The following is a 25846-nucleotide window of genomic DNA, read 5'->3' as shown; positions in this document are numbered from 1 at the left end:
GGGGCGGGGGTCAGTGCGATTGCCTGGGGCTATTGGCTGGGCTTGCGGATCAAACAGGCGCCTCGCGCCCTGTAGGAGCCAGCCTTGCTGGCGAATGGCTTTGTGAGGAAAGCTTCGCCAGCAAGGCTGGCTCCTACAGACGTAGCGGCGGTGGGTTAGAACTTGTAGCCGATGCCGACCATGTACACCCACGGGTCGATATCCACGTCGACCTTGGTCTTGCCCACGCCGAGGGCGCTAGGGCCGTCGATGGTGGCCTTGGTGTCGATATCGACGTACCACACCGAGGCGTTGAACAGCAGGTTGTCGGTGAGCATGTAGTCCATGCCCAGCTGACCGGCCAGGCCCACCGAGTCTTGCAGTTTCATGTTGCTGAAGCCTTGCGCCTTGCGGTTGCTGCTCAGGTCTTCATCGAAGAACAGGGTGTAGTTGATGCCCACGCCGGCGTAGGGCTGGAACTTCGAGGTCGGTGCCATCGGGTAGTACTGCAGCGACAGGGTCGGCGGCAGTTGCTTGATATCGGCCAGCTTGCCATCCAGGCCCGCCCCCAGGCCCTTCACGCCAATCGTGTGCTTGAACGGGGTGGCCGCCAGCAGCTCCAGGCCGATGTGGTCGGTGAGCATGTAGGCGAAGGCCAGGCCCAGCTGGGTGTCGCTGTCCACGGTTGCCTTGGTGCCCGACACCTTGGCGCCGTCGAGCTTGAGCGCGCTGCTGTCTTCGTTGGGCGAGACGGTGGCGGCACCGGCGCGGACGATGAAATCGCCGGCCTGGTGGGCGTGGGCAACAGGGGCTGCAAGCGCCAACGCGACGAGCGAGGCACTGAGCAAGGACTTGTTCATGGAAGCTCCCAGAGGACGTGAGTAATCGAGTAGTCCAATGGTACGAAGCTGACTAAACAGAAAGTTTGACCCAGCTCAACGAAGCCGTGTCAGGCGGCGCAAACCGTGCTCACTTCAGCTCATAGGCGTAGATTTTCTCGGCTTCCATCTGGTAACCGGCATCGGCCAGTTCGCTGCTGCTGGCCTTGACCTGCATCGTCCCCTCGATCCAGTACGGCTGGTAGAGGTCTTCGATGCGCACGCCCATCTCGCTGAAAATGTGCACGATCTGGTTCGACGGCGGGGGTGGAACGTGGATGCAGGCGCCGTAGTAGGGCACCAGCAGGAACTCGGTGGTACGGCCCTCTTCGCTGACCTCCAGCGGCACGATGTAGCCGGGTAGCTTCACCTGTAGGCCATTCAGCGTCTTGACCACCGGCGCGTCGGGCGCCTGCTGGCGGGCGGCGGGGGCGGATTCAGCGAGCGCACTGCTGATCTGCGACAGGTCGTGCAGCGGCGTGAGTTGCGGCGGGATGACCGGTGCGCCCTCGGGGATCAGTGCCGGCCAGTCCAGTTCGCGGGGTTCGGCGGCCCAGGCCGACAGGGGTAGCAGCAATACCACCACCAGGGCACACAGTTTTCTAGCGTGGGAGCGGGCTTGCTTGGTCATTACCTGTTCTCAAAGATGAATCGACAGCCCATCGGCCAACGACTGCCGGTAGGCCCGCCAGGCCGGCACGCTGCCCATCAGCAGCGCCGCGCCGAGGATGATGCCCAGCAACGTCCACTCATGCGCACTCGGCCAATCCAACGGCAAGTACAGCCCATAGTTGGCCTGCACATAGCCCTGGGCCAGGGCGATCCCGGCATACAGCAACCCCAGCCCGGCAACGATCCCGGCCACGGCGAGGGCCAATGCCTCGAGCACCAGCAGCCCGGCGATATGCCACGGCCGCGCGCCCACCGAGCGCAGGATGGCCATTTCCCGGCGGCGTTCGTTGAGGCTGGTGAGGATCGCCGTGAGCATGCCGATCAGCCCGGTCAGCACCACGAACAGCGACACCACGAACAGCGCCTGCTCGGCCGTGCCCATCAGGCTCCACAGCTCTTGCAGGGCCACCCCAGGCAGGATCGCCAGCAGCGGCTCGCTGCGGTACTCGTTGATCTCGCGTTGCAGGCTGAAGGTGGCGATCTTGCTGTTCAAGCCCAGCATGAATGCGGTGATGGCGGTGGGTTGCAGGTCCATGCCACGCGCCTGTTCGGCGCTGATGCGCCCGGCGCCGCGGGCGGGTACGCCGTTGTGCCAGTCGATGTGGATCGCCTCCATGCCCGCCAGGCTGATGTGCAGGGTGCGGTCCACCGGGGTGCCGGTGCGTTCGAGCACGCCGACCACGGTGAAGGGCTTGTCGTCGTGCTTGACCAGGCTGATGGCGGCCACGCCGTGGGCCAGCACCAGCTTGTCGCCAAGCTTGTAGTGCAGTGCCTCGGCCACTTCGGCGCCGAGCACCACCTCGAACGGGTCGTCGGCGAACGGCCGGCCTTGGCTCAGGGCCAGGTGCTGGCGGCGCCCGTACTGGTAGTGGCTGAAATAGTCGCCAGTGGTGCCCATCACCCGGTAGCCGCGGTGCGAATCACCCAGCGAAATGGGGATGGCCCATTTCACCCGTGGGTCCTTGGCGTAGTGCTGGTAGCTGTCCCAGCGGATGTTGTTGGTGGCATTGCCGATGCGGAATACCGAGTACAGCAGCAGGTTCACCGACCCCGAGCGGGCGCCGACGATCAGGTCGGTGCCACTGATGGTGCTGGCGAAGCTGGCGCGGGCTTCGGTGCGCACCCGCTCGACCGCCAGCAGCAGGCACACCGACAGGGCGATGGCGAACGCGGTGAGCAGGGCGGTGAAGCGGCGGTTGGCCAGGCTGGCCAGGGCAAGGCGGAGCAGATACATCAGGCCTCCCGGGGCTTGGCGGCGCGATTGAGTTCGGCCAGGGACAGGTGGCGGTCGAACAGCGGCGCCAGGCTCTGGTCATGGCTGACGAACAGCAGGCTGGCGCCGGCCGCACGGCACTCCTCGAACAGCAGGCGGATGAAGGCTTCGCGGGTGTCGGCATCGAGCGCCGAGGTGGGTTCGTCGGCGATCACCAGTTCGGGCTGGCCGATCAGCGCCCGGGCGGCGGCGACGCGCTGCTGCTGGCCGATCGACAGGCTGCCGGCACGACGGGCGAGCAGGTCGGGGTCGCTCAGGCCGAGGTGCCCGAGCAGATGGGCGGCGGCCTGGTCGACACTGCCATGGCGCTGGCTGGCGCGCGCGGCGCGGGACTTCGAGAAGCGGCAGGGCAGCTCGACGTTCTCGCGCACCGAGAGAAACGGCAGCAGGTTGAACTGCTGGAAGATGTAGCCGGTGTGATCGACGCGAAAGCGGTCACGCGCGCCCTGGCTCAACGCCGACAAGTCCTGGCCAAGCAAGCGGATGCTGCCTTGGTTTACGCGGTTGACCCCGCCCAGCAGGCCGAGCAGGGTGGTCTTGCCACTGCCGCTGGGGCCCTTGAGAAACAGCGCTTCGCCCGGCTCCAGGCGCAAGGCCGGGATGTCCAGCAGCGGCGCCTGGCCGGGCCAGGCGAACACCAGGTCATGCAGTTCGATCAGCGGCTGGCTCATTCAGAACGCGACCACGGCCTTGGCTGGGGTGGCTTCCACGCCTTTCTGGCCATTCGGGCCGATCAGTTGCACGTTGACCTTCTGGGTTTGCGGGAAGGCCTTGAACAGCGGGCCGAGGTCGACCTGGGTGAGCTTGCCAGGGGTAGTGCAGGCCAGTTGGTAATGGGCGTTGACGTCGGCGTGTTGATGGCCATGCTCATGCTTGTCTTGCGCGGCGTCACCGAACAGCGGGCTTTGCAACTCCTGCGCGTCTTCGGCGCAGCCGGCGGCCTGTGCCAAGCCGAACAGTTGCAGCGGTTGTTCCAGTTGCTGGCGGGCGGCGGCAACCTTGGCCTTGTCGGCGTCGGTGCTGGCGGCGTGCTCGAAGCCGACGATGTTCATGGCCGGGCTGTCCAGCTCCAGCTCCAGGGTGTTGCCGTCGAGCACCACGTTGAGCTTGGCCACGCCATGCTCGTGGGCGCCAAGGGTGCCGTGATCGTGGTCATGATCATGCTCGTCGTGGGCATGGGCCACGGCCAGGGGTAGCAGGGCGAAGGGCAGGGCGAGCAGCAGGCGGCGCATGGACGGCTCCGGGAAGGCTTGGAAAGTTTTGTGATGTTATAACAATTTTTCTTGTGACCGCCAGCCTGCCTGGCACAGGTTTCATGTTCGTGGGAGCATGGCGGCATACAGCCCTGGATACGAGGAAGGCAGCGTGAGAATTCGCGGACAGATCGGTGCATGGCCGGTGGACTTGACCATTGAGCTGGCGCCGGAAGAGTGGGCGCAGTTGGGGCGTCGGCTGGAGCAGCCGGCGGTGGTCGAAAGCACACCGGTGAGCGTCAGCCCCGCGCCGCGCCAGGATGATGGGCAATGGATGGCCGCGCGTGATGTGCTGCGCCAGGCGGGACAGATGGGCGGGCCCGAGTTGCTCGATCATCTTGAGGGGCTTACGGGCAGCGTGGCGGCGGGCAAGCGGCTGCTGGTGCGGTTGCGCCACAGCAGTGAGGTGAAGGTGGAAAGCGGCGTAGATGCGCCGGTGTATCACTGGGTGGGGTGAGAAAAGCATCGCGGGGCAAGCCCGCTCCCACAGGCCCGTGGGAGCGGGCTTGCCCCGCGATTGCATGGGTGGATCAGAACATCGCCGCCGACAGCTTGCGGCGATACACACCTACCAGCGGGTGATCGCTACCCAGCAGCTCGAACACCTGCAACAACGCCTTCTGCGGCAGGCCGTTCTCGTAACCGCGATTACGCTGGAACAGCTTCAGCAGCCCTTCCAGCGCCGCTTCGTACTGCTGGCGCGCCAGCTGCTGGATGCACAGCTGATAAGCCGCTTCGTCATCCTGCGGGTTTTGCGCCAGGCGGCTCTTCAGCTCGGCGGCCTCCGGCAGGCTGGCGGCCTGGCGCAGGAAGGTCAGCTGAGCCTTGGCACCGGCCAGGGCTGCCTTGTGCTCGTCGGTTTTCACCGCGTCCAGTACCACTTGCGCCTCGCCCAGCTCACCGCGTTCGGCCAGGCAGCGGGCATAGAGGATCAGGGCCTCGGCGTTGCTGTTGTCTTCACCCAGCAGCACCTGCAACAGCGCTTCGGCCTCGCTGAAACGGCTCTCGGCGAACAGCGCCTTGGCCTGTTCCAATGGCGAGGCGGTGGTGGGCGCCGGCATCTGTACATGGGGTTCGAGCATGGCGCGGATGGCCGATTCGGGCTGGGCACCGGCAAAACCGTCGACCGGCTGGCCGTCCTTGAACAGCACCACGGTCGGCAGGCTGCGAATACCGAACTGCGCGACCACCTGCTGCTCGACGTCGCAGTTGATCTTGGCCAGCAGCAGCTCGCCCTGGTAGCCCTCGGTGATCTTCGCCAGCAGCGGCATCAGCGCTTTGCACGGCGCGCACCATTCAGCCCAGAAGTCGACCAGTACCGGCTTGTGGAAGGAGTTCTCGATGACCAGTTGCTGGAAGGTGGCATCGGTGGCGTCGAAGATGTACTGCGGTTGCTGGCTCATCGTGACTCTCGCAAACGTGGATGCCCCACTATAAAGGCTCGCGGCTGGCGTGGTACAGGCTGACCCGGCGGAATTCGTGCGGCTCGGCCAGGTCGGGCAGGGTCAGGGCCTCGAGGACGCCCAGCGGGCGGTACAGCGGGTGGCTGAAGTCGCGCACCCGCGAGTCGGCTACCAGCGCCTGGCGGCCTCGGCTGAGGAATTCATCCAGCAGTGGCAGGTTGGCGCGGTCGTACAGCACGTCGGCGACCAGGATCAGGTCGAAGCGGTCGGCCTCGGTGAAGAAGTCGTTGCTGTAGTGCAATTCAACGTCATTGAGCGCGGCGTTGGCGCGGCAGGCGTCGAGGGCCAGCGGGTCGAGGTCGCAGGCCACCACCTCCAGCGCGCCGGCCCGGGCTGCGGCGATGCCGGCGATGCCGGAGCCGGCGCCGAAGTCCAGCACGCGCTTGCCGCGCACCCATTGCGGGTGCTCGGCCAGGTAGCGCGCCATGGCCAGGCCGCTGGCCCAGCAGAAGCTCCAGTAGGGCGGTTCTTCGAGAATGCGCCGGGTTTCCTCGCTGCTGAATGCCCGGTCCATGTTCTGGTCGTCGATCAACCACAGCTTGAGTTCGCAGCCGGGCAGTTCGCTGACCACCAGGCGCGCTTCGCCGATCAGGCCGCTCAGGGCCTGTTGCAGGGCTTGCGGTGCCATCTACGGGGCTCTTTCGAAACGCAGTGGGCCGGTGGCCTGGGTCTGGGCCTGGGCGATACGCACCGGTGGCAGGTGCAGGATCAGTTGGCCGGACTGGCTGGCGCGGCCTCGCAGCTCCACGCGAGCCCCGGCCGGGAAGGCCTCGGGGTTGAAGCGAAGCTGGTAGGGCAGGGCCTGGCCGGTGCCGGTCAAGGTGCTGCTGGCCAGCAGTTGCTGCGGGCGACCGCGTTCGTCGATGACCAGCAGCGCCAACTCGACGTTGGCGCCGGCGGGGATGTCCATCAGGGTGCCGCTGAGCTCGCGCTGGTAGACCGGCAGCGGGCCCAGTGGCTGGGCTTTCTTCGCCACCTTGGCCGGCACGGGCGCTGCGGCCGGCTCGGACTTGGGGCGGTCGCTGCCGCAGGCGGCGAGCAGGGCGGCGGCGCACAGCACGGCAAGTGCTCGATAGTGCATGGGGGTGTCCTTCACGGGCAGATTTGCATGGATGGTAATCCCTTTGGCTTGTCTTGCCAGTGCAATGCGCTACCATGGCCCTCCCTTTTTTTGTTGCCTGCCACCATGCACTGTCCGTTTTGCGGTGCCAACGACACCAAGGTCATCGACTCGCGCCTGGTCGCCGAGGGCGAGCAAGTGCGCCGTCGCCGCGAATGCGTCGCCTGCGGCGAGCGCTTTACCACCTTCGAAACCGCCGAGCTGGTGCTGCCCCGGCTGATCAAGCAGGACGGCACGCGTCAGCCTTTCGACGAAGACAAGCTGCGGGCCGGCATGCAGCGTGCGCTGGAGAAACGCCCGGTGGGTGTCGAGCGTCTGGAAGCGGCGCTGGCGCACATCAAGAGCCGGCTACGTGCCACCGGCGAGCGCGAAGTGAAGTCGCTGGTGGTCGGTGAGCTGGTGATGGCCGAGCTGCGCAAGCTCGACGAAGTCGCCTATATCCGCTTCGCCTCGGTGTACCGCAGGTTCCAGGACCTCGACGAATTCCGCGAAGAAATCGACCGCCTGGCCCGCGAGCCAGCCAAAGAGTAAGCATGCCCAACCAAGCCATCCTCGACGCCCACTACATGGCCCGGGCCGTGGAACTGGCCCGCAAGGGCCTGTACACCACCCACCCCAACCCGCGCGTGGGCTGCGTGATCGTGCGTGATGGCGAGGTGGTCGGCGAGGGCTGGCACGTGCGTGCCGGCGAGCCCCATGCCGAAGTCCACGCCCTGCGCCAGGCCGGCGAGCGCGCCCGTGGCGCCTGCGCCTACGTCACCCTCGAGCCGTGCAGCCACCATGGCCGCACCCCGCCGTGCGCCGAGGCACTGGTAAAGGCCGGGGTGGCGCGGGTGGTGGCGGCCATGCAGGACCCCAACCCGCAGGTGGCCGGCAATGGCCTGCGCCGCCTACAGGACGCCGGGATCGAAGTGGCCAGTGGTGTGCTCGAAGCCGAAGCCCGCGCCCTCAACCCCGGGTTCCTCAAGCGTATGGAGCACGGCCTGCCGTTCGTCCGCGCCAAGCTGGCGATGAGCCTGGACGGCCGCACCGCCATGGCCAGCGGCGAGAGCCAGTGGATCACCGGCCCTGCCGCGCGTTCGGCGGTGCAACGCCTGCGCGCCCGTTCCAGCGTGGTGCTGACCAGCGCGGCGAGCGTGTTGCAGGACCAGGCGCGGATGACCGTGCGTGTTGAACAATTGGGCCTGGACGCCGAACTCACGACGCTGGCCCTGTCGCGCCCGCCGCTGCGCGTGTTGATCGACGGTCGCCTGCGCCTGCCGCTGGACGCACCCTTCTTCCAGGCCGGCCCGGCACTGGTGGTGACCGCCGGCAATGTCGATCCGCGCTACGCCGCTGCTGGCCATGAATTGCTCAACCTGCCTGGCAGCAACGGCCAGGTAGACCTGCCGGCGCTGCTGCAAACCCTGGCCGCGCGCGGCGTCAATGAAATCCTGCTGGAAGCCGGTGCCGGCCTGGTCGGCGCGTTCGCCCGCCTGGGGCTCATCGACGAGTTCCAGTTGTTTGTCGCTGGCACCTTCCTCGGCTCCAATGCCCGCCCGCTGCTGGACTGGCCGCTGGCGCAGATGAGCGAGGCACCACGGCTGAAGATCACCGAAATGCGCGCGGTCGGCGATGACTGGCGAGTCACTGCCATCCCCCTGCCGGCGCCCGGCGTATAATGCCGGGCTTGCCCCGCGCAGCCCGAACTTGAGGAGAACAGCATGTTCACCGGCATCATCGAATCCATCGGCACCCTCCGCAGCATGACCCCCAAGGGTGGTGACGTGCGCGTCTACGTAGAGACCGGCAAGCTCGACCTGGGCGACGTCAAGCTCGGCGACAGCATCGCCGTCAACGGCGTGTGCCTGACCGCCGTCGAGCTGCCCGGCGACGGCTTCTGGGCCGACGTCAGCGTCGAGACCCTCAAGCGCACCGCCATGGTCGACCTCAAGACCGGCAGCCGGGTCAACCTGGAAAAGGCCCTCACGCCCACCACCCGCCTGGGCGGCCACCTGGTCAGCGGCCACGTCGACGGCGTCGGCGAGATCGTCTCGCGCGCCGATAACGCCCGCGCCATCCAGTTCCGCGTGCGCGCCCCGAAAGAGCTGGCCAAGTACATCGCCCACAAGGGCTCGATCACCGTCGACGGCACCAGCCTCACGGTCAACGAAGTCGATGGCGCCGAGTTCGAGCTGACCATCGTCCCGCACACCCTGTCCGAAACCATCATGGCCGACTACCGCGCAGGGCGTCGGGTGAACCTTGAGGTCGACTTGCTGGCCCGGTACCTGGAGCGCCTGCTGCTGGGCGACAAGGCCGCCGAACCGAGCAAAGGCAGTGGCATCACCGAAAGCTTCCTGGCCGCCAACGGCTTCTTGAAATCCTGATTGAGAAGGGGGTGCCGCGTGGCGCTCAACAGCATCGAAGAACTGGTCGAAGACATCCGCCAGGGCAAAATGGTCATCCTCATGGATGACGAAGACCGCGAGAACGAAGGCGACATCATCATGGCAGCCGAATGCTGCCTGCCCGAGCACATCAATTTCATGGCCAAGCACGCCCGTGGCCTGATCTGCATGCCGATGACCCGCGAGCGCTGCGAAACCCTGAAGCTGCCGCTGATGGCGCCGCGCAACGGTTCCGGCTTTGGCACCAAGTTCACCGTGTCGATCGAGGCCGCCGAGGGTGTCACCACCGGCATCTCCGCCGCCGACCGCGCGCGCACCGTGCAGGCGGCCGCCGCCAAGGACGCCAAGGCCGAGGACATCGTCAGCCCTGGCCACATCTTCCCGCTGATGGCCCAGCCCGGTGGCACCCTGGCCCGCGCCGGCCACACCGAAGCCGCCTGCGACCTGGCGCGCATGGCCGGTTTCGAGCCAAGCGGGGTGATCTGCGAAGTGATGAACGACGACGGCACCATGTCGCGCCGCGCCGAGCTGGAAGTGTTCGCCGCCGAGCACAATCTCAAGATCGGCACCATCGCCGACCTGATCCACTACCGCATGATCCACGAACGCACCGTGCAGCGCGTTTCCGAGCAGCCGATCGAGAGCGAGCTGGGTGAATTCAACCTGGTCACCTACCGCGACGCGGTTGAAGGCGACGTGCACATGGCCCTCACGCTCGGCAAGATCTGCGCCGAAGAGCCGACCCTGGTGCGGGTGCACAACATGGACCCGCTGCGCGACCTGCTGATGGTCAAGCAGCCCGGCCGCTGGAGCCTGCGCGCAGCCATGGCCGCCGTGGCCGAGGCCGGCAGCGGCGTGGTACTGCTGCTGGGCCACCCGCTGGACGGCGACGTGCTGCTGGCGCACATCCGCGAAAGCGCGGGCGATGCACAGCCCAAGGCACCCACCACCTACAGCACGGTTGGCGCCGGTTCGCAGATCCTGCGTGACCTCGGTGTGCGCAAGATGCGCCTGATGAGTTCGCCGATGAAGTTCAATGCGATATCCGGATTCGATCTGGAAGTTGTAGAATACGTGCCCTCCGAGTGACTTGAGGCGGCTTGATCGCCTTCCAACTCGAGTCAAAACCCTCCCGAGGCCGCCACTGCGCGGCCTCGCTCTTGAAGATGAGAACTCAAGAATGACCCTGAAGACCATCGAAGGTACCTTCATCGCCCCCAAAGGTCGCTATGCTTTGGTGGTTGGCCGCTTCAACAGCTTCGTCGTCGAAAGCCTGGTAAGCGGTGCAGTCGATGCCCTGGTACGCCACGGCGTCAGCGAAAGCGACATCACCATCATCCGTGCCCCGGGCGCGTTCGAAATCCCGCTGGTGGCACAGAAAGTCGCCCAGCAAGGTAACTACGACGCGATCATCGCCCTGGGCGCCGTGATCCGTGGCGGTACCCCGCACTTCGAATACGTGGCGGGCGAGTGCACCAAGGGCCTGGCCCAGGTGTCCATGGAGTTCGGTGTTCCGGTGGCCTTCGGCGTGCTGACCGTCGACTCCATCGAACAGGCCATCGAGCGTTCCGGCACCAAGGCCGGCAACAAAGGTGCCGAAGCTGCCCTGTCCGCTCTGGAAATGGTCAGCCTGCTGGCGCAGTTGGAGGCCAAGTGATTAGCGACGAAAGCGATCGTTTCAACCCGCGCGATCCAAAACCTGCGGATGCCGGCAAGCCCTCGAAGAGCGCCAAGCGTCGCGAAGCCCGCAAGCTCGCCACGCAAGCGCTCTACCAGTGGCACATGGCCCAGCATTCGCTGAACGAGATCGAGGCACAGTTCCGGGTCGACAACGATTTCACCGATATCGACGGCGCCTATTTCCGCGAGATCCTGCACGGTGTGCCGGCGATCAAGGGCGAAATCGACAAGGCCCTGGCACCCTGCCTGGACCTGGCACTGGATGAACTCGACCCGGTCGAGCTCGCCGTGCTGCGCCTGTCCACCTGGGAGTTCATCAAGCGCGTCGACGTACCGTACCGCGTGGTGATCAACGAAGGCGTGGAGCTGGCCAAGGTCTTCGGCGCCACTGACGGCCACAAGTTCGTCAACGGTGTGCTGGACAAGCTCGCGCCGATCCTGCGCGACGCGGAAGTCAAGGCGAACAAGCGCTGATAACGGCGCTGACGAGCCATGGGTGAGTTCGAGCTGATCAGCCATTACTTCGCCGCCGCGCCTTGTGCGCAGGGCGGCGAAGGTGTGGCCCTGGGCATCGGCGACGACTGCGCCCTGCTGGATATTCCCGCCGGCGAGCAGCTGGCGATTTCCACCGACACGCTTGTGGCCGGTGTGCATTTCCCCGCCGTCTGCGACCCGTTGCTGCTCGGCCAGCGTTCGCTGGCCGTGGCGGTCAGCGACCTGGCGGCCATGGGCGCCACGGCCGTGGCTTTCACCCTTGCACTCACCCTGCCTGACGTCGGCCGCGACTGGCTCGCCGGCTTCTCCAACGGCCTGGGGCGCATGGCCGGGCGTTGTGGCATCCACCTGATCGGCGGCGACACCACCCGTGGCCCGCTGAGCATCACCGTGACCGTGTTCGGCCGTGTGCCGGTGGGCCAGGCGCTGCGCCGCAGCGGCGCCCGCCCGGGCGACCTGCTGTGCGTGGGCGGCCCACTGGGCAATGCGGCCGGGGCGTTGCCGCTGGTGCTGGGGGAGCGTGAGGCGCCGGCCGATCTGGCCGCGCCGCTGCTGGAACACTACTGGGCACCGTTGCCTCAGCTGGTGTTGGGCGAGCGTCTGCGTGGCCGGGCCACGGCGGCGCTGGATATCTCCGATGGCCTGTTGGCCGACTGCGGGCATATCGCCAAGGCCTCCGGCGTGGCGTTGCAGGTGAACCTGGCGCAGGTGCCGGTGTCTTCTGCCCTGCAAGCCTTCCTCGGGCCTGAAGCGGCGTTGCACGCGGCGCTCACCGGTGGCGACGACTACGTGCTGGCGTTCACCGCGCCAGAAGCCGCACTTTCATCCCTGGGCAGCACCGTGCATGTGATCGGCCGTGTGCTCGAAGGCCAGGGCGTGACCCTGCGCGATGCCCAGGGCCAGGACATCACCCCGCAACAGCGGGGCTATCAACATTTCAGGGAGACACCGTGACCGACCACCCCAACCAGGTGCCTGCGGAGTTCGTTCCGCCTTCGGTCTGGCGCAACCCGTGGCACTTCATCGCCTTCGGCTTCGGCTCCGGCACCTTGCCCAAGGCCCCCGGCACCTGGGGTTCGCTGGTGGCGCTGCCGTTCATCCCGCTGTGGCAGATGCTGCCCGACTGGGGTTACTGGCTGCTGCTGGGCGTCAGCATGCTGTTCGGTGTGTGGCTGTGCGGCAAGGTGGCCAACGACTTGCGCGTGCACGACCATGAGGGCATTGTCTGGGACGAAATCGTCGGCATGTGGATCACCTTGTGGCTGGTGCCGGAAGGTTGGCAATGGCTGCTGGCGGGGTTCCTGATGTTCCGTTTCTTCGACATCCTCAAACCTTGGCCGATCCGCTGGGTCGATCGCCATGTGCATGGCGGGTTCGGGATCATGCTCGACGATATCCTGGCTGGCGTGTTCGCCTGGCTGGGCATGCAGGTGCTGGTGTGGGCGGTGGCCTGAAACAAGGAGTGTTGCGATGGGTGTTCGGAGTGTTTTGCTGGCATTGATGCTGCTCGTCGCGGCCCCTGGCGCCATGGCGCAGGACAAGCAGGTGCGCCTGGTCAGCGAGGCGTGGCTCGACTACACCAATGCCGACGGCAGTGGTTTGGCCTGGGACGTGCTGCGCAAGGTGTTCGAACCGGCGGGGGTCAAGGTCAAGACCCAGAGCGCGCCTTACAGCCGCGCGGTAGGCCTGGTCAAGCGTGGCGAGGCGGACGCCTGGGTCGGCTCGTACAAGGAAGAGAACGAAGACAATCTCTACCCGCGCTGGCATTTCGACATGGACCATATCTACGCCCTGGGTCTGGCCGACAAGCCGCAGCCCACGCTGGACAACCTGGGCCAGTATCGCCTGGCCTGGGTGCGTGGCTATGACTACGCCAGCTACCTGCCCAACGTGCACGAGTTCCGCGAAGTGCAGCGCCGCGAGGGCATCCTGCCGATGCTCGAGCACGACCGGGTGGACTTCTACATCGATGCACAGACCGAAGTCGAGTACGTGATGGGCCAGGCACCGGACCCGGCGCGTTTTCGCAGTACCCATGTCGCCGAGTTGCCGCTGTACCTGGCGTTCACCCATAGCGAGCAGGGCAAGGCCCTGCGTGACCTGTTCGACCAGCGAATGGAGCAGCTGGTGCGCAGCGGCGAGCTGAAGCCGATCTTCGAGCGCTGGAAGCAGCCGTATCCGTTCAGCGCCAACAGCCAGCCGCATTGACGGTTGGCCTTGGACCTCTGTAGGAGCGGCCTTGCCGGGGCGCCGGACCGGTCGGAAAGGGGCGCGGAGCGGCCCCAAGATTTCGTCCATGTCACAAAATCGCCGGGGCTGCTGCGCAGCCCTTTCGCGACACAAGGCCGCTCCTACAGAGACAGCGGTGGGCCTGAGGGTTTGGTCAGGCACCATAAGCATCGAACTTTTCGATCTTAAGCGGCGATATTCCGCCTGCGCACGGGCGCCGGGCTGCTGATACAATCGGCCGATCTGAATATTCCTACTTTCCAGGAGCACAACGTGCCCGTCGTCTTTGTCGCCGCTTGCAAACTCCCGACCCCCTACGCGATCTTCACCATGCATGGTTTCCTCGATGAAGCCACCGGCCGTGAGCATGTGGTGCTCAGCCTGGGTGATATCGCCGACGGTGAGCCGGTGTTGGGGCGTCTGCACTCCGAGTGCCTGACTGGCGATGCGCTGTTCAGCCAGCGTTGTGACTGCGGTTCACAACTGGACGCCGCGCTGCAGGCCATCGCCCGCGAAGGCCGTGGCGTGCTGCTGTACCTGCGCCAGGAAGGCCGTGGCATTGGCCTGTTGAACAAGATCCGTGCCTACGAGCTGCAAGATGGCGGTGCCGACACCGTCGAGGCCAACGAACGCCTGGGCTTCGCCGCCGACCAGCGCGACTATGCCATGTGCCTGCCGATGCTCGAACACCTGGGCGTCACCTCGCTGCGGCTGATGACCAACAACCCGCGCAAGGTCAAAGCGTTGACCGACATGAGCATCAAGGTCGCCGAGCGCGTGCCGCTGCACACTGGCCACAACCCGCACAACCGCCTGTACCTGGCCACCAAGGCCGACAAGCTGGGCCACATGATGGGCAACAAGCACCAGGGCGAGGTGCCCCAGGCGTGACCCGTAGCGAGGTGAAGCGTCGGCTGGCGTTGGCCTGGTGGCAGTACCTGGCCATGGGCCTGCTGCCACTGCCGGTGATGGCCTGGGCCTTCGGCGGCGGCGAGCCGCTGATCCCGGTGCTGGCCATGCCGTTGTTCATCGGCGGCGCCGCCAGTATGTTCCTCAGCCTGCCGCGCTTTGGCGCCTACAAGCGGGCACTGATCGCCACCGACAAGGCGCTGGGCACTGGCGAAGAACCCGCTGCGTGGATCGAGCTGGCGCGGGTGCGCCGCCTGGCCATGCTGTATGGCTGCTTCCCGGCCTGGGTCGCCGCGCTGTCGGTGCTGGTGGGGCTGGATGCGGTGCCACAGATCCTCCTGGCGATATCCACCGTGGTGCTGGTGTACCTCTACCGTATTCCGCGTCAGCTCGGCTGATGCGCGCGCTGCTGCTTCTGTTCTCTCTGTTGAGCTTCGGCGCCCTGGCCGAGGTGCAGCCGCGGGTGGTCAGCCTGGCGCCTTCAATGACCGAGATCGTCGTCGAGCTGCAGGCGCAGGATCTGCTGGTGGGCCTGCTCGATGGCGGCGAACGCCCGGCATCGCTGCAGGGCCTGCCTTCGGTGGGCCGCCATGGGCAACTGGACATGGAGCGCCTGCTCAGCCTCAAGCCTGATCTGCTGCTGCTCTGGCCCGGCAGCGTGGTGCCGGCCCAGCGCGACCAGTTGCGAAGGCTCGGCATCGCCACCTTCAGCGCCGAGCCCGGCGACCTCGACCAGTTGATCGAGCAGATCGAAGCCATCGCCCAGCGTCTTGGGCGCGACCGGCAAGGCCGTGTGTATGCGGCAAGCCTGCGTGAACGCTTGCAGGGGCTGCGCGAGCGCTACCGGCGCGAAACGCCGTTGCGGGTGTTCTACCAGGTGTGGGACAAGCCGCTGTACACCCTGGGTGGGCGCCAGGTGGTCAGCGATGCCTTGCGCGTGTGCGGGGCGCGCAACGTGTTCGATGACCTGAGCCAGCCGGCGCCGCAGGTGAGCGTAGAGTCGGTGCTGCTGCGCGACCCGCAAGTGATCCTGGCCGGCGATCAGGCCCAGCTGATCAGTTGGCGCGCCTGGCCGACACTGAACGCCGTGGCGGGTGACCGCCTGCTGGTGGTGCCGGACAAGGGCCTGGAGCGGCCCAGCGGGCAGATGATCGAGGCCACCGCCCGCTTGTGCGCGCTGCTCGATGCTACAGCGCCGGCGTCCAGGTGACGCTGAGCAGCCAGGTACGACCCTCTTCGCGGTAGCCGTACTGGCTGCCGTCGAAGCTGTAGAGCGCCCGGCTGTACTGCTTGTCCAGCAGGTTGTCGAGCTTCATCTCCAGCTTCACTTCATCGCTCGCCGCCCAACTGCCGCGCAGGCCGAGCAGGCCATAGCCGCCGATGGCATTGCGGTTGGCTTCGTCGTCGTAGCTGCTGCTGACGGCCTGCCAACTGCCGCCCAGGCTGAAGCGGTCGAACTGCCGGTCGAGGTCCAGGCTCAGCGTGCGTCGGGCACGGCGGGCCAGGGTGTGGCCGGTGTCGCGGTCGCGTGGGTCGATCAGCGCCAGGCCCAGCTGGCTGCGCCATTCGCCCCAACGTTGCGCCAGGCTCATCTCGAAACCGTTGATACGCGCCGACGCCACATTGCGCGGCACCGAGTCGGCGCCAAAGATGATCGCGTCGCGCAGGTCGGTGCGGTACAGCGAGGCCTCCAGGCGGCTGTCGGCGGTCAGCTGGCTGCGCCATTGCAGCTCGTAGCTTTTCGAGCGCTCAGGCGTAAGGTCCGGGTTGCTGTACTGCGGGTAGTACAGGTCGTTGAAGGTCGGTGCGCGGAAGCCCTCGCTGTACGACAGCAGCAGGTCGTTGGCCTCGTTGACCGGCAGGGTGAGGCTGCCGCTCCAGGTGGTCTGGCCGCCGAACTGCTGGTTCTGGTCGCGGCGCACGCCCAGTTCGGTGGAGAACCACTCGCCGGTGTAACGATGCTGGGCGAAGGCCGCGCGGTTCCAGCGGCTGTCTTCGTCGAAATCGGTGCTGGCGTGGACCCGGTCCTGGTACCAGTCACCGCCGAGCAGCAGGCTGTTGCGTGCATCCAGGATGAAGTCGTTCTGCCAGGTCAGCTGGTCGCGGTAGGTGTTGAACACCTGGCGTTCGTCGCTGAGCTTGTCGCGCTTGTCGTCGCGGTTTTCGCTGTGGCCCAGCTCCAGGCGCGAGTGCCAGGCGTCGTTGAGCTGGGCGTCGAGATAGGTGCCCAGGCTGCTGACGGTGAAGTCGGTGTAGGGCTTCTGGCCGAAGCTTGCGAAAGTGACCGGGTCGAAACGGCCGAACGGGTTGTCGTACTCGTTGCGGCCACGGCTGTCGAGCAGGTTCAGGCCGGCCTCGAAGCGTTCGTTGAACACATGGCTCAGGCTCAAGTTCAGCGAGCGGTCGCGGTAGGCGTCATGGTCGCCGTCGCTGGCGAATGACGGCCCGGTCGCATCGATGCCAGCGGTTTCGTCCAGGCTGGCGCCGAGGTTGAAGCGGGTCGCCCCGTCACCGCCGGACAGCCCCAGGCTGCGCTGCCAGGTCTGGTTGCTGCCGGCGGCCAGGCGCAGGCGGGGTTGCAGGCCCTGGCCGTCGCCACGGCGGGTGAAGATCTGGATCACGCCACCAATGGCATCGCTGCCATAAATGGCCGAGCGCGAACCGCGCAGCACTTCCACCCGTTCGATCTGGTCGACGTCGAGGAATTGCAGGCCGCTGTCGCCGGAGGTGGCGTTGGCGATGCGCACGCCATCGACCAGCACCAGGCTCTGGGCGGTCTTGGTGCCGCGGATGAAAATGCCGGGCAGGCTACCGCGGCCACCGGTCGGTGCCACCTGCACGCCGGGCACGCGGCTGAGCAGGTCGGTGACGCTGGACGGTTGCAGGCGGTCGATATCGTTGCGGGTGAACACCGTGTTGGCGGCGCTGGTGGCGCTGCGCGCTTCGACCTGGCGGCTGGCGCTGATCAGCACGTCGGGGAGCTTGAGGGCGTCGTCGCGGGTGGGTTCGGCGGCCAGCAAGAAGGTGGGGGTGCACAGGAGTGCGGCACAGGCTGATTTATTCACGGGCAGTTCCAGAGCATTCGCGGGCAAGCCCGCTCCCACAGGTAATGCACAGTACTCAAGAGCTGTGGAAATCCTGTGGGAGCGGGCTTGCCCGCGAAAGGGTCTTACAGGCCGAGCTTGGCCATTCGGGCTTTGACGGCGGCTTCGATCCCGGCGGCATCCAGCCCGCACTCGGCGAGCATCTGCGCAGGCTTGGCGTGCTCGACATAGATGTCCGGCAGGCCCAGGTGCAGCAACGGCTTGACCACTGCCTCGCGGGCCAGGAACTCGCCAACCGCTGCGCCGGCACCGCCCATGATGGCGTTCTCTTCGACGGTCACCAGCAGCTCATGGCTGGCGGCCATTTCCAGTATCAGCGCTTCGTCCAGCGGTTTGACGAAGCGCATGTCGACCACGGTGGCGTCGAGCTGCTCGGCAACCTGGAGCGCTTCGGTCAACTGCACGCCGAACACCAGCAAGGCGACCTTGCTGCCCCGGCGACGCACCACGCCCTTGCCAATCTCCAGCGGCTCGAGGTCGCCGCTGATCGGCGCGTTGGGGCCAGTGCCGCGCGGGTAGCGCACCGCTGCCGGGCCCTTGTAGAGGTGGCCGGTGCTGAGCATCTTGCGCAGCTCGTTCTCGTCGCTCGGGGTCATCACCAGCATGCCGGGGATGCAGCGCAGGTACGACAGGTCGTAGGCGCCGGCGTGGGTCGGGCCGTCCTCGCCGACCAGGCCGGCGCGGTCGATGGCGAACAGCACGTCGAGGTCCTGCACCGCCACGTCGTGGATCAACTGGTCATAGCCGCGTTGCAGGAACGTGGAGTAGATCGCCACCACCGGTTTTGCGCCTTCGCAGGCCATGCCGGCGGCGAGGGTGACCGCGTGCTGCTCGGCAATCGCCACGTCGAAGTAGCGCTCCGGGTAGCGTTCGCTGAAGTCGACCAGGTCCGAGCCTTCCTTCATCGCCGGGGTGATGCCCACCAGGCGATTGTCGGCGGCGGCCATGTCGCACAGCCACTGGCCGAACACCGCAGAGTACTTCGGCCCGCTCGGTTTTTTCGGCGCGACTGGCTTGTCGGCAGGTTCGAGCTTGGTGATGGCGTGGTAACCGATCGGGTCGACCTCGGCCGGGGCGAAGCCCTTGCCCTTCTTGGTGACCACGTGCAGGAACTGCGGGCCCTTGAGGTCGCGCATGTTGCGCAGGGTGGCAATCATGGTCGGCAGGTCGTGGCCGTCGATCGGGCCGATGTAGTTCCAGCCCAGCTCTTCGAACAGGGTGCCGGGCACCAGCATGCCCTTGGCGTATTCTTCGGTGCGGCGGGCGATCTCCCAGGCGCCGGGCAGGCGCGACAGCACCTTCTTGCTGCCTTCGCGCATGCTGGCGTAGGTGCGGCTGGAGAGGATCTTGGCCAGGTAGTTGGACAGCCCGCCGACGTTGCGCGAGATCGACATGTCGTTGTCATTGAGGATGACCAGCATGTCGGCGTTCACTTCCTGGGCGTGGTTCAGCGCCTCGAAGGCCATGCCGGCGGTCAGCGCGCCGTCGCCGATCACCGCAATCGATTTACGCGGGTCGTTCTGCAGGCGGGCAGCGATGGCCATGCCCAGCGCGGCGCTGATCGAGGTGCTGGAGTGACCGACACCAAAGGTGTCGTACTCGCTTTCGCTACGGCGCGGGAAGGCGGCGATGCCGTCCTTCTGGCGCAGCGACAGCATGCGGTTGCGCCGCCCGGTGAGGATCTTGTGCGGGTAGGCCTGGTGGCCGACGTCCCACACCAGCCGGTCATCCGGGGTGTCGAAGACGTAGTGCAGGGCGATGGTCAGCTCGATGACGCCCAGGCCCGCGCCGAAATGCCCACCGGTCTGCCCCACGGTGTAGAGCAGCTCCTGGCGCAACTCGTCGGCCAGGCTCTCCAGGTCGGCTTCGGCCAGGCGGCGCAGGCCAGCTGGCGTGTCGGCGCGGTCGAGCAACGGCGTGACCGGGCGTTCGCGGGGGATCTCTTGAAACGTCGTGGGCATCAGGCGAGTCGTTATAGGTTTGAAGACGCGGCAGTTTACCCCATTGTGGGAAAAGCTGCCCATTCAGACGGGTGTGGTTTCGGCACTGTTGTTCCCTGTGGGAGCGGGCTTGCCCCGCGATGCGATCGCGGGGCAAGCCCGCTCCCACAGGTGCATCTGCTGCCTTTAGTGACGGCGTTCGACGATATACCGGGCCAGCGCCCGCAGCGGCTCGGCGCTGTCACCGAAACCTTCAAGCGCCCTCAGCGCCTGGTCGCGCAGCTCAAGGGCATAGGCCTTGGCCGCGTCCAGCCCGAGCAGTGCCGGGTAGGTCGGTTTGTCGCGGGCGATGTCGGCGCCCTGGCGCTTGCCGAGGGTGGCGGTGTCGCTCTCCACGTCGAGGATGTCGTCCTGCACCTGGAAGGCCAGGCCGATGGCCTGTGCATAAGTCTGCAAGGCGTCGAGCTGTGCCTGCTCGGCGCGGGCGCTGGCCAGGGCGCCAAGGCGCACGCTGGCTTCGATCAGCGCGCCGGTCTTGTGCCGGTGCATGTATTCCAGGGCTTTCTGGTCGAGCTTGATGCCCACCGAACCCAGGTCGATGGCCTGGCCGCCGACCATGCCGGCAGGGCCGGCGGCCTTGGCCAGGGTTTGCACCATCTGCAAGCGGATGCCGTCGGCCTGCGGGCTCAGCCGCGCATCGAGCAGGGCGCTGAAGGCCAGGCTCTGCAGGCCATCGCCGGCCAGGATGGCGCAGGCTTCGTCGAAGGCCTTGTGGGTGGTCGGCTGGCCGCGGCGCAGGTCGTCGTCGTCCATCGCCGGCAGGTCGTCGTGCACCAGCGAGTAGGCGTGGATCAGTTCGACCGCGCAGGCGGCGCCGTTGGCCTGTTCAAGCGGTGCGCCCAGGGCTTCGCAGGCGGCATAGGCGAGCAGCGGGCGCACGCGTTTGCCGCCGTTCATCACGCTGTAGCGCATGGCGGCGTAGAGGCGTTCGAGCTCTTTGGACGGGGCCTGGAACAGTGGTTCGAGGGCCGCGTCGACCCGCGCCTGGGCGCTGGCCTGGTACTGGGCGATCATGCCTCTGGCTCCGTATCGAACGGCTGCGCGGCCAGTTCGCCGTCACGTTCCAGCAGGATCTGCACCTTCTGCTCGGCCTGGGCCAGGGCGCCCTGGCAGTCGCGGGTCAGGGCGATGCCTTGCTCGAAGGCGGCCAGCGACTCTTCCAGCGACAATTCGCCGTTCTCCAGGCGCTCGACCAGGGCTTGCAGGTCGGCGAGGGATTGCTCGAAATCGATGGAGGCTTTTTTGCGGGCCATGGCGACGGTCTCGGTGGTATTCAGAACGGCGCGACACTAGCAGAGCGGGGCAGGGGGAGCAAATTGGGGATAGATGAGCGACTGTCTTTCGCCGCAGTCCTGTAGGAGCGGCCTTGTGCCGCGAAAGGGCCGCAAAGCGGCCCCGGCAGTCCTGAGACGTGCTTGAAATCCTGGGGGCGCTTCGCAGCCCTTTCCGACCGATCTGGCGCCCCGGCAAGGCCGCTTCTACCAGGCGATCGGGCCGCTAGAAGGACTCAGGCCGGTTCGGCCTCCAGCGCCAGCATCGCTTCGCGATACCGCGCCAGTTCCTCGATGGTCAGCACCGGCAGGTTGTACTGGCGCGCGTACACCGCCACCTGTTCACCGCGGGCCATGCTGCCGTCGGGGTTCATCAGCTCGCACAGCACCGCCGCCGGGCGCAGGCCGGCCAGGCGTGCCAGGTCCACCGAGCCTTCGGTATGGCCGCGGCGGGTCAGCACGCCGCCGTCGCGGGCGCGCAACGGGAACACATGGCCCGGGCTGACGATGTGCCGCTGTTGCGCGGTAGAGCGCAGCGCGGCCTCGATGGTGGTGATTCGGTCCTGGGCCGACACGCCGGTGCTGACGCCTTCGGCCGCCTCGATGGTGACGGTGAAGCCGGTACCGTGGCGGGCCTGGTTGTTCGGCACCATCGGCGCCAGTTGCAGGGCGTCGACGGTGGCTTCGTCCAGGCACAGGCAGACGATGCCGCTGCAATCGCGAATCATCATGGCCATGGTCTGCAGCGAAAGGTTTTCGGCGGCAGCGACGATGTCGGCTTCGTCCTCGCGGTCGTCGTCGTCGAGCAGCAGCACGGGGCGCCCGGCCTGGAAGGCGGCGATGGCGGCGGTGACGTTGGGGAATGCTTTGTGTGGCATGGGGGACATGAAACGCTCCTCGTGAATGATCGATGAACGTCTCGGGGCGAACAAAACGCGCGCGCAGGGGCGCCCTGACGGCCCCTGCCAAACGCCTTCTTTCATCCGGACTATGACCGTCGGCTCTGGAGTCGCACCAGATCTGCTGACCCCCGGCATGGCCGGGGCGCTCGCGGGCTCATCTTTCGATTTACCGCCGGTGGGGACTTTCACCCCGCCCTGAAGACCGGGCAAGCATACAGCACGCTGCCACCCCGCTGGCAAGCGGCCGGTCTACGACCTTCGGCGGTATCATGGCGGCTGTGGCTCAACGGAACAGACAACATGGATACCTTGCAAGTCGCCGGCGGCAAGCCGATCAAACTGTGGACCGACGGTGTGCCGGTCGAGGACGATGCCCGCAAGCAGCTCATGAACACGGCCAGGATGCCGTTCATTTTCAAGCACCTGGCGGTGATGCCGGACGTGCACCTGGGCAAGGGCTCGACCATCGGCAGCGTGATTCCCACCGTGGGGGCGATCATCCCGGCGGCGGTGGGCGTGGATATCGGCTGCGGCATGATCGCCGCGCGCACCTCGCTGCTTGCCCGCGACCTTCCGGACAACCTGCACGGCCTGCGCAGCGCGATCGAGCAGGCCGTGCCCCACGGCAAGACCTTCGGCCGCCGCGACCAAGGCGCCTGGGACGACGTACCCAAGCACGCTGACCAGCAATGGCGTGGTTTGGCTGGGCGTTTCAAGGCCATCACCGACAACTACCCGCGCCTGGAGGAAACCAACAACCGCCACCATCTGGGCACCCTGGGTGGCGGCAATCACTTCATCGAAGTCTGCCTGGACGAGGCCGACCGGGTCTGGTTCATGCTGCACAGTGGCTCCCGGGGTGTGGGCAACGCCATCGGCAACCTGTTCATTGAGCTGGCCCAGGCCGACATGCGTCAGCACATGGTCAACTTGCCGGACCGGGACCTGGCTTATTTCGAGGAAGGCAGCCGGCATTTCGCCGACTATGTGCAGGCCGTGGAGTGGGCCCAGGACTTCGCCCGGCACAACCGCGAGCTGATGATGCAGGCGGTGGTCGCGGCCACCCGCAAGGTACTGGGCAGGCCGTTCGAGGCCAGCCTCGAGGCGGTCGACTGCCACCACAACTATGTGCAGAAGGAGCAGCACTTCGGCCGCGAAGTGCTGGTCACCCGCAAGGGCGCGGTATCGGCGCAGAAGGGCCAGCTGGGCATCATCCCGGGGTCCATGGGGGCCAAGAGCTTCATCGTGCGCGGCCTGGGCAACGAGGAATCGTTCTGCTCGTGCAGCCATGGCGCGGGGCGGGTGATGAGCCGCACCAAGGCGAAAAGCCGCTTCACCGTCGAGGACCAGAAGCGTGCCACGGCCCATGTGGAATGCCGCAAGGACAAGGATGTGATCGACGAGATCCCGATGGCCTACAAGGATATCGATGCGGTAATGCTGGCCCAGCGTGAACTGGTCGAAGTAGTGCACACCCTGCGGCAGGTGGTGTGCGTCAAAGGGTAGGCGGGCGCAGCGCTATCTACCGCAGTTGGCACCTGTGTTCGCCCTACCGTGTTGGCTAACCCAATCCCGGGTAGTCAACAGGAATGACGATCATGACCCAGCCTTATAGCTTTACCCCCGAAGATGTAGTCACCGCCTTTGAAGCACTCGAATCCAGCCTGTTCGAGCGCAAGCGGCGCCTCGACGCGGATGGCAAGCCCACGCCGAGGATGCTGGTGGTGGCCGGTGCCGAAGGCTCCGGCAAGACCTATCTGCTGAACAAGACACTACTGGCGAGCAAGCGCTACGACGACTATGTCAGCCTGTACGACCCGGAGTACCGCAAGCTGCACCCGCAATACGAGGCGATGAAATCGCTCGGCGGTCGCCATGTCTATGCCCACACCGAACAATTCATCTGGCAACTGGGCAACAAGATTTTCGAGCATGCGCTGGCCAACCATTACGACATCATCATGGAGACCGCGCTGGACGACGTGGCGTTCGCCGACGTGCCCGCCCTGGCGCAGCAGGCTGGTTACCAGCTGGAGCTGCACCTGATCGCCTGCCAGAAGGAGTTCGGCCACTGGAACACTCTGGAGCGTGGCGTGAAAAGCGTGGCCGAGGACAAGCTCGAGCGCTTCGTTTCGCTGAGCAAGATCGAATCGTCGCAAGCCAATGCCCTGAAAATCATCGATGCGTTCGAGGCAGCCTGTCTGAGGACGCCCGGCTCGCAGATCAGCCTCTACCAGCGCGGCATGGAAACCGACCGCGACAGCAGGCTGCTGTGTCATAGCGTCTGCTCGGCGGACCTGCGCCTGGTGCCGCAGGCGAGCCGCGAAGATCAACCGTTCTTCCAGCCGCCGCACATCAACGGGGTGTTCGAGATCCGTCGTGGCTCACAGGAGGAGGCCGCGAGTACCTACCCGCAATTCTTCCAGCTGGTGCACACCGGCATGCTCGACGAGCAGGTGCGCGGCAAGATGCTCAAGGCTTGCTGCACGACCCTGGGCAAGGCGCAGGCCTTGAACGAGCAAATTCCGGCCGATGTGTTCCGTGAGCTGTCGCTGTATGTGCTCAAGTACCTGCACCCCTGACCGGCTATGGTGTCACCGGGCCAGGTTGTCGAACACCTGGCTCAGCGACGCTGGAAACAGGGGCCCGTGCCCCAGGCCATCGAAGCGCTGGAAGCGCACCTGCAAGCCATTGACCTTGGACAGGTACTCCACCCGCTACGCCTGACTGCGCGTAGCGCCATGGCCATGGCCATGGCATACCAGCGTACTGCCTGTGTAAAAAAGAGTTTCCCACCCGAATGGAGTCAATGGATGCCATGGATTGGAAAAGGGTCCTACACGGCATGGCGAAATATTTAGTGCGGCCATGGGGATGGCCCTAAGACTTTTATTAATGCATCTGCTTAAAGTTACTTCGAGCAAATATTCAAATGAATATATGAAGGTCGTAAGGGTATTGAGGCTGTCCTGCAAAAAGCTAATGACCCCCGTCATTCGTCTGAGTGCAAGTTGCTGGCGTCAACGTCGCTGAACGGTGCGGTTGACGGAGCACTGGCATCGCCAATCCGGCAGTTCTTCTTGAATCAAAGGAACTTGAAACTTGAATATTCTTCATGTGGACGAACTGTGCGCCCTCGAAACTCCCTATGCACTAAATCCCGGTGTCGAGCGACTCTTCGACGCCGCCATGGCACAAATAACGGCCTTCCATATCGAACGGACCCCGGGCTATGCAGATTGGTTGCGCAACCAACATTTTGACCCGGCAAAGGTGGCCAATGGCAGTTGGGGGCAACTACCACCAATCTTTGCCAATTACTTCAAGACGCGCCTGGTGCTCAGTGAATCCGGGGTTGGCGCACGTGAACTGACGTCGTCCGGTACCACCGGGCAGCAAAGCCGCATGCGTTATGACCAACGCAGCCTGGGGGCCGCGCAGGGTATGGTCGACCGCGTATTTCGGCATTACGGCTGGGAGACCCTGGGGCAGCCCTGCAACTACCTGATCCTGGGTTACGAGCCGGCCGAGACGATCACCCTGGGCACCTCCCACACCGATGAGTTCCTGTGTCGCTACGCCCCCATCAAGCGCTCGTTCCATGCGCTGCGTCATAACGGCAAAGGCATGGAGTTCGACCCTTTCGGTGTGATCCGCGCACTCCAGGCATTCGCACAAGACGATGCGCCGTTGCGCATCCTGGGGTTTCCCGCGTTCATGTGGTTCACCCTCGAGCGCATGCGCGAAATGGGCCTGCCGGCGCTGAGCTTCGATGGCGGCTCGCTTGCCTTGTTTGGTGGCGGCTGGAAAACCCATGCCGATCGCCAGGTGCCCAAGGCGCAACTGCTGGCGCGCATGGCCGAACAACTCGGCCTGTCGCCTGCCCGGTGCCGCGATGGCTACGGCGCGGTGGAGCATTGCGTGCCCTATGTCGAATGTGAGCACCACAGCTTGCATGTACCGGTGTACGCCCGCGCCTATACCCGCCATTTCAGAACATTCGCCCTGCAGGGTTATGGCCAACCGGGGTTCATCCAGTTCGTCTCGCCCTACATCACCTCCAGCCCTGCCCACAGCATCGTGATGAGCGACATGGCGGTGCTCTTTCCTGGCCACGCATGCCCCTGCGCCCTCGATACCGACTGGTTCGAGATTCAAGGGCGTGCCGGCACCCATGCCGGCCGTAGTTGCGCACTGGCGGCATCCGAACTGATACGGGAGAACTGAC

The 25846-nt window shown here is 65.8% G+C and carries 29 protein-coding genes and 1 riboswitch; of the genes, 16 read left to right on the top strand and 13 right to left on the bottom strand.

Features of this window, described 5'->3' with window-relative positions; all coding sequences use genetic code 11:
• Positions 1-155: 155 nt before the first annotated feature.
• From IX761_RS18885 to IX761_RS18865, 5 genes are all read right to left on the bottom strand, one after another.
• On the bottom strand, positions 156-839 hold the full coding sequence (locus IX761_RS18885) for an OmpW/AlkL family protein (protein WP_194791079.1): 684 nt from the start codon (positions 837-839) through the stop codon (positions 156-158).
• A 109-nt stretch (positions 840-948) separates the two neighbouring features.
• A complete protein-coding gene (locus IX761_RS18880) occupies positions 949-1488 on the bottom strand; it encodes a DUF3299 domain-containing protein (RefSeq protein ID WP_194791078.1) in 540 nt (179 codons plus the stop codon).
• Positions 1489-1497: 9 nt separating this feature from the next.
• A complete protein-coding gene (locus tag IX761_RS18875; RefSeq protein ID WP_194791077.1) occupies positions 1498-2763 on the bottom strand; it encodes an ABC transporter permease in 1266 nt (421 codons plus the stop codon).
• Entirely contained in the window at positions 2763-3473 is a 711-nt protein-coding gene (locus IX761_RS18870; protein WP_194791076.1) for an ABC transporter ATP-binding protein, read from the bottom strand. The genes IX761_RS18875 and IX761_RS18870 overlap by 1 nt, the downstream gene beginning before the upstream one ends.
• Positions 3474-4034, bottom strand: a complete 561-nt coding sequence (locus tag IX761_RS18865) for a DUF2796 domain-containing protein (RefSeq protein WP_194791075.1) — start codon at positions 4032-4034, stop codon at positions 3474-3476.
• 133 nt (positions 4035-4167) lie between these two features.
• On the opposite strand from IX761_RS18865, the gene IX761_RS18860 reads away from it, so the two are divergent.
• Positions 4168-4512, top strand: a complete 345-nt coding sequence (locus IX761_RS18860) for a hypothetical protein (RefSeq protein WP_194791074.1) — start codon at positions 4168-4170, stop codon at positions 4510-4512.
• A gap of 73 nt (positions 4513-4585) precedes the next feature.
• Here the strand turns inward: IX761_RS18860 and trxA are convergent, their stop codons facing one another.
• From trxA to IX761_RS18845, 3 genes are read right to left on the bottom strand one after another with little or no spacing between them, the layout of a single operon-like run.
• Complete coding sequence (gene trxA / locus IX761_RS18855; RefSeq protein ID WP_194791073.1) at positions 4586-5458, bottom strand: thioredoxin; 873 nt, start codon at positions 5456-5458, stop codon at positions 4586-4588.
• 28 nt (positions 5459-5486) lie between these two features.
• A complete protein-coding gene (locus IX761_RS18850; protein ID WP_194791072.1) occupies positions 5487-6146 on the bottom strand; it encodes a class I SAM-dependent methyltransferase in 660 nt (219 codons plus the stop codon).
• Complete coding sequence (locus IX761_RS18845; RefSeq protein ID WP_194791071.1) at positions 6147-6599, bottom strand: YbaY family lipoprotein; 453 nt, start codon at positions 6597-6599, stop codon at positions 6147-6149.
• Positions 6600-6704: 105 nt separating this feature from the next.
• Between IX761_RS18845 and nrdR the strand changes: the two genes are divergently transcribed.
• From nrdR to IX761_RS18785, 12 genes are all read left to right on the top strand, one after another.
• Positions 6705-7169: a transcriptional regulator NrdR gene (gene nrdR / locus IX761_RS18840; RefSeq protein WP_194791070.1), complete on the top strand. Its 465-nt coding sequence runs from the start codon at positions 6705-6707 to the stop codon at positions 7167-7169.
• A gap of 2 nt (positions 7170-7171) precedes the next feature.
• Entirely contained in the window at positions 7172-8299 is a 1128-nt protein-coding gene (gene ribD, locus IX761_RS18835; RefSeq protein WP_194791069.1) for a bifunctional diaminohydroxyphosphoribosylaminopyrimidine deaminase/5-amino-6-(5-phosphoribosylamino)uracil reductase RibD, read from the top strand.
• Positions 8300-8341: 42 nt separating this feature from the next.
• Complete coding sequence (locus IX761_RS18830) at positions 8342-9007, top strand: riboflavin synthase (protein WP_194791068.1); 666 nt, start codon at positions 8342-8344, stop codon at positions 9005-9007.
• Positions 9008-9025: 18 nt separating this feature from the next.
• Positions 9026-10117 carry a bifunctional 3,4-dihydroxy-2-butanone-4-phosphate synthase/GTP cyclohydrolase II gene (ribBA, locus tag IX761_RS18825; protein ID WP_194791067.1) on the top strand — a complete coding sequence of 364 codons (1092 nt, stop codon included), beginning with the start codon at positions 9026-9028 and terminating at the stop codon, positions 10115-10117.
• A gap of 91 nt (positions 10118-10208) precedes the next feature.
• The gene (ribE, locus tag IX761_RS18820; RefSeq protein WP_110993352.1) at positions 10209-10685 is read left to right on the top strand and encodes a 6,7-dimethyl-8-ribityllumazine synthase; all 477 of its coding nucleotides are present in this window, start codon (positions 10209-10211) and stop codon (positions 10683-10685) included.
• A complete protein-coding gene (gene nusB, locus IX761_RS18815) occupies positions 10682-11182 on the top strand; it encodes a transcription antitermination factor NusB (RefSeq protein WP_194791066.1) in 501 nt (166 codons plus the stop codon). Before ribE ends, nusB begins: the two co-directional genes overlap by 4 nt.
• Positions 11183-11200: 18 nt before the next feature.
• Entirely contained in the window at positions 11201-12157 is a 957-nt protein-coding gene (gene thiL / locus IX761_RS18810) for a thiamine-phosphate kinase (RefSeq protein WP_194791065.1), read from the top strand.
• Complete coding sequence (locus IX761_RS18805; protein WP_194791064.1) at positions 12154-12657, top strand: phosphatidylglycerophosphatase A; 504 nt, start codon at positions 12154-12156, stop codon at positions 12655-12657. The genes thiL and IX761_RS18805 overlap by 4 nt, the downstream gene beginning before the upstream one ends.
• Positions 12658-12673: 16 nt before the next feature.
• The gene (locus IX761_RS18800) at positions 12674-13411 is read left to right on the top strand and encodes a substrate-binding periplasmic protein (protein ID WP_194791063.1); all 738 of its coding nucleotides are present in this window, start codon (positions 12674-12676) and stop codon (positions 13409-13411) included.
• Positions 13412-13705: 294 nt separating this feature from the next.
• On the top strand, positions 13706-14323 hold the full coding sequence (gene ribA / locus IX761_RS18795; protein ID WP_194791062.1) for a GTP cyclohydrolase II: 618 nt from the start codon (positions 13706-13708) through the stop codon (positions 14321-14323).
• Positions 14320-14739, top strand: coding sequence for an MFS transporter (locus IX761_RS18790; protein ID WP_194791061.1), 420 nt, complete (start codon positions 14320-14322; stop codon positions 14737-14739). Before ribA ends, IX761_RS18790 begins: the two co-directional genes overlap by 4 nt.
• Positions 14739-15551, top strand: a complete 813-nt coding sequence (locus IX761_RS18785) for a cobalamin-binding protein (RefSeq protein WP_194791060.1) — start codon at positions 14739-14741, stop codon at positions 15549-15551. The genes IX761_RS18790 and IX761_RS18785 overlap by 1 nt, the downstream gene beginning before the upstream one ends.
• Here the strand turns inward: IX761_RS18785 and IX761_RS18780 are convergent.
• The 5 genes from IX761_RS18780 to ribB all read right to left on the bottom strand — a co-directional run bounded on the left by IX761_RS18780 (position 15529) and on the right by ribB (position 21603).
• A complete protein-coding gene (locus IX761_RS18780; RefSeq protein WP_194791059.1) occupies positions 15529-17406 on the bottom strand; it encodes a TonB-dependent receptor domain-containing protein in 1878 nt (625 codons plus the stop codon). The genes IX761_RS18785 and IX761_RS18780 overlap by 23 nt on opposite strands.
• A gap of 104 nt (positions 17407-17510) precedes the next feature.
• The gene (dxs, locus tag IX761_RS18775) at positions 17511-19406 is read right to left on the bottom strand and encodes a 1-deoxy-D-xylulose-5-phosphate synthase (RefSeq protein WP_194791058.1); all 1896 of its coding nucleotides are present in this window, start codon (positions 19404-19406) and stop codon (positions 17511-17513) included.
• Between the two features lie 165 nt (positions 19407-19571).
• The gene (ispA, locus tag IX761_RS18770; RefSeq protein ID WP_194791057.1) at positions 19572-20459 is read right to left on the bottom strand and encodes a (2E,6E)-farnesyl diphosphate synthase; all 888 of its coding nucleotides are present in this window, start codon (positions 20457-20459) and stop codon (positions 19572-19574) included.
• Complete coding sequence (locus IX761_RS18765) at positions 20456-20698, bottom strand: exodeoxyribonuclease VII small subunit (protein WP_194791056.1); 243 nt, start codon at positions 20696-20698, stop codon at positions 20456-20458. Before IX761_RS18765 ends, ispA begins: the two co-directional genes overlap by 4 nt.
• 254 nt (positions 20699-20952) lie before the next feature.
• Positions 20953-21603, bottom strand: coding sequence for a 3,4-dihydroxy-2-butanone-4-phosphate synthase (gene ribB / locus IX761_RS18760; RefSeq protein WP_194791055.1), 651 nt, complete (start codon positions 21601-21603; stop codon positions 20953-20955).
• Between the two features lie 80 nt (positions 21604-21683).
• Positions 21684-21825, bottom strand: a riboswitch (FMN riboswitch).
• Between the two features lie 93 nt (positions 21826-21918).
• Here ribB and IX761_RS18755 point away from each other — a divergent pair.
• The 3 genes from IX761_RS18755 (at position 21919) to IX761_RS18745 (ending at position 25845) form a co-directional block, all read left to right on the top strand.
• Complete coding sequence (locus IX761_RS18755; RefSeq protein WP_194791054.1) at positions 21919-23124, top strand: RtcB family protein; 1206 nt, start codon at positions 21919-21921, stop codon at positions 23122-23124.
• Positions 23125-23216: 92 nt separating this feature from the next.
• Positions 23217-24200, top strand: a complete 984-nt coding sequence (locus tag IX761_RS18750; RefSeq protein ID WP_194791053.1) for a zeta toxin family protein — start codon at positions 23217-23219, stop codon at positions 24198-24200.
• Positions 24201-24720: 520 nt separating this feature from the next.
• A complete protein-coding gene (locus IX761_RS18745) occupies positions 24721-25845 on the top strand; it encodes an acyl-protein synthase (RefSeq protein WP_194791052.1) in 1125 nt (374 codons plus the stop codon).
• Position 25846 lies beyond the last annotated feature (1 nt).

The organism is Pseudomonas sp. UFMG81 (genome assembly GCF_015354575.1).
Taxonomy (GTDB): Bacteria; Pseudomonadota; Gammaproteobacteria; order Pseudomonadales; family Pseudomonadaceae; genus Aquipseudomonas.
This window is presented reverse-complemented; position numbering and strand designations above follow the sequence as displayed.